Genomic DNA, 2,991 nt, shown 5'->3' with positions numbered 1-2,991 from the left:
GCTGAATCTGAGCGACTTGTTGATGTCGAACTAGATTCTGATGTTGACTTGCTTGCTGAAGCACTTACAGATGTCGTTTCGTCATAGCTCACATAAACTGTAAGTTCCTTAGTTTCTCCAGGTAATGAGTGACCTTGGGCGTCAACCCCGTTACTTGGTAATGTCGCAATCACTTTCACTGGTTGGTGAGTACCACTAGTTGGAAGAGTTTGACCTGGCTTCAATTCATAATTAATAATCGTTGAAGTACCCTTTAAAGCTTGGATATCTTCTACTGTACTCTGTGCATTAACTCGTCCTTTAATAGCATCAATTATTTCTGCTTCAGTTACCGGTTTAGTCCACGAGCGAACTGGCAGTTCAATATTATCCTCGTGGTTAACACCGATAATTCGCGTTTTTTTATTATTGTCGGTAATGTCCTTGATACCCGTAGCTGTTGTTACCACCGTATTAACTGTATAAACATCAGTGTAGTTTTTGAAAACGTTAGCCGTAAATCCACCGGAAACAACAACTTTCCCGTTTTCAGGTGTGTAAGTTAATCCATTGTTCAATTTTGACGCATATTTCGCATCAACAATACCATCATCTTTAGCTGCGGTTGTACCAAATGCCTCTGTCACCTTAACATCTTTATTGTAACTAGCAATCACAAATGGGTGTTGAATTTGTTCGCCATCTTGATCAACCCAAATGTAACGTTTGCTTGGACCTTCAGCTTGTAAATGCAACAATGATATTGCCTGAGATTGACTTGATGAAGTACTTGCGGATTGAGATGCTTTAGTCGATTCACTTGATGATTCCGAATTGGCAATTCTTAACGATTCACTTGTTGATTCTGACTCGGCAATTCTTAACGATTCACTTGATGATTCTGACTCGGCAATTCTTAATGATTCACTTGTTGATTTTGACTTAGAAGCTTCACTTTGAGATTCAGAAACACTACTGTTAACTTCTGACATGGAAGTTACTACTGATGGAATGTTAACTCCAATAGGATTCGCACCCGTAGCAACCGTCATATCCCAGTTTGCTAATGTCAGGTCTGTTGATAGTTGCCTAGGCCCTATCCCTGCTATTCGCCTAGAAGAAGTTTCGACTCTAAACCCGTTCAAATTAGCTGGTTGATTTTCATGTGAAACAGTACCTCTAACCTTAATAGTCACATCTGACATGTTAGAAATCTGAGCTGTGAATAAATCACCCTCTTTTGTAGTACCCCCTACTTTTGTAGCAGGGGTATCATTTATTGTTACAGAAGTAATAGTAAAGTTAGTAGGCCCTTCACTAAAAAGAATCCCTTGGTAACGGTTATTAGTCATCTTGTTGTGTAAGTGAATATTGTAAACCAATTCCTTAGTAGAACTATCGTACTCCCAAGTAATATCTTGGATAATTCCTTGTGGTGAAGTGGTTTGAAGATTCTTAAGCACACCGGTTGCTAGAATTGATTTAGTAGCATCATAACCATCAGAGGTTCCAGCGCCGCGTGAAGTTCCTGCTGCGAAGTTGATAAATGGTGAGTAAGCACCAGTAGTCAAGTAGTTTTGCAACATAGCCAATTCTTCGGCTGGTAGTTGGTCTAAAACTTCAGCAGGAATTGTAGCTAAATCTAAGATATTATCTTGTGTTGTCACAGATTCTACTTCACTAGCTGGGGTTACTTCAGAGTTAGCTTCTTGACTTGCTTGGGAAACTGTAACTTCTGAAACGTCCTCAGTTTCTGAAGTAGAGGTCTGTGAAGTACTTGTCTTAGAAGCTTGACTTTCTTTAGTGGCTTCTGTTTCTGACTTGGAAGCTTCTGTTTCACTAGTTTGACTATCTATTTCTGACTTAGAAGTTTCAGACTTAGTTGTTAATTCTGAAGTAGAAGTTGATACCGAACTTGATTCAGAGATTGATTCAGAACTAGATGTTGAAACCGATAATGATTCTGAAGCAGAGCCAGATACAGATACAGACTCTGAAGTGGTATCTTGTGAAACTGATTCACTAGTAGCTTGTGTTTCAGATTGGGAGTTGGCCACATTTACTTGGTTAGTTGTCGCCAAGTTCGTTTGATCGGCTTGGGCAGTTTGGTTAACTACCGCAGTACCTCCCAGTAACGCAGCCGTGGCAGCGGCTCCCTTCAAAATGAGTTGCTTATTCTTCTCGCTTGTTTCAGTGATTTCTTTAACGGTCTTAGCATCGATTGTTACCTTTTCAGGTGCCATTCCCCCAGAGACACGCAAAAGTCCGATATTACTTAACAGAACACGAACCCAATGTTTCCCCGACTTGTAAAGTTTAGCACGAACTTTTCGATCGGTTTCCCGAAACTCGCTATTAAACTTTTTCTGTTTCATAGATAATTCCCCTTTCGTAACATAAAACAATTAGTTTTAATTAACTTTAACTTAGTTTAACATATTGATATTTAAATTTAAATAGAGTAAAATACGTTTTTTACACTTTTTCATTTCCCATTTACCCCCGTTATATCAATATTTACATAGTTATATAAAACATTAAGTTTATTCTTATATGTAATGCTGAATAGGCACGTTTTATAATGTCAGAATTATTTTTCGCTAAAAATAAATTCAATTTTTAAAAGCATTTACAAAAAATTCTTTCCACAAAATACTTCCATCTGAAGATTCTTTTGACAGTGACTAGCTAATGATACTTGATCGTTAAGGAAATCTAGCACCAAAATCGCATTCTAGAGTAATTGACGCTTTCCCGAAAAAAGTTTTTAGAAAAATAATCAAAATTGAACTTTTTTGCGTATTTATATAATAAAGAGGCTTTTTATAGCGTTTACTCTTGCTCTCATTTATAATTAAAGGAAGAAGGAATCGAATTGGAAAAGCGCAGATACGAAAATACTGCTCGCTGGCGGGCCGCAGTTGAGCAATTGGCTGCCGCCCCGCTCTCAGATGACTTTATCACAGGGGCAAGAAGACTCCCGAACTTTGTTCGGGTGATGAATTGCCCCAT

General features: G+C 38.3%; 1 protein-coding gene. It reads right to left on the bottom strand.

All coding sequences use genetic code 11. The annotated features are described in order from the left end of the window. A partial coding sequence (locus FC36_RS06895) for an accessory Sec-dependent serine-rich glycoprotein adhesin (RefSeq protein ID WP_156409539.1) occupies positions 1-2,354 on the bottom strand: 2,354 nt, incomplete at its 3' end. Positions 2,355-2,991: the final 637 nt, after the last annotated feature.

Source organism: Ligilactobacillus equi DSM 15833 = JCM 10991 (assembly GCF_001435735.1).
GTDB classification, from domain to species: Bacteria; Bacillota; Bacilli; order Lactobacillales; family Lactobacillaceae; genus Ligilactobacillus; species Ligilactobacillus equi.
Note: the sequence above shows the minus strand (reverse complement) of the source record. Positions and strands in the feature narration are given on the sequence as shown.